Source organism: Gordonia desulfuricans NBRC 100010 (genome assembly GCF_001485495.1).
In the GTDB taxonomy this organism is placed as follows: Bacteria; Actinomycetota; Actinomycetes; order Mycobacteriales; family Mycobacteriaceae; genus Gordonia; species Gordonia desulfuricans.
The window spans coordinates 1-818 of sequence record NZ_BCNF01000235.1; the positions used below are offsets into that span (position 1 = coordinate 1).

Here is an 818-nt window from a genome sequence, read left to right on the forward strand (position 1 = left end):
TTGAGACCCTCTATCGCTGTGCAGAACGCAGCCGGCCACGTCCCCTCGCCTGGCGACAGCGCTGTTCAGGGCGGCCACGGCCAGGCGGGACTTCATTCTCGAGTCGATCGAGTACCCGACGATGCGGCCCGAGTAGACGTCCTTGATCGCGCACAGGTACAGCTTGCCCTCGGCCGTCCAGTGCTCGGTGATGTCGGTCAGCCACAGCTCGTTGGGGCCGGGCGCGGTGAAGTCTCTCTTGACGAGATCGTCGTGTACAGGCGGGCCGGCCTTGCGATGCTTGCCGCGGCCTCTCTTGCTGATGGTGCTGGTCCAGCCGCCGGCGGAGCAGATCCGCCACGCCGTCCGCCGGCACATCTTCTCGCCTGCGGCTTCGGCCTCGTCGACGAGGTAGCGGTAGCCGAACTCCGGGTCTTCGCGGTGGGCGTCGAACAGGGCGTTGGCCCGGTACGCCTCGGCGAGCTCGGCGTCGGTGATCGGGTTCTTGCGCCACCGGTAGTAGGGCTGGCGAGCGATCTTGAGTACCCGACACGCCACCGTGACGGGGATGCCGTCAGCGGCCAGCTCACTCACGAGCGGGTACCACCTTTTCCCGGCAGATTCGCTTGGGACAGGTACGCCGCCGCCCGGCGTAAGACCTCGTTCTCCTGTTCAAGCAGGCGCACACGCCGCTTGGCCTCGCGCAGCTCACGCGATTCGGCCGACGTGGTGCCGGGCTTGATCCCGGCCTCCACGTCGGCCTTGCGGATCCACTTGTTCAGGGTCATCGGGTGGATACCGAAGTCGGCAGCGATCTGTTCGAGAGTCACACCGTCTTC

The 818-nt window shown here is 66.6% G+C and carries 1 pseudogene; it reads right to left on the bottom strand.

The annotated features are described in order from the left end of the window. Positions 1 to 818 (bottom strand): annotated as a pseudogene (locus GD1_RS24035) (IS3 family transposase); the annotation flags it as partial.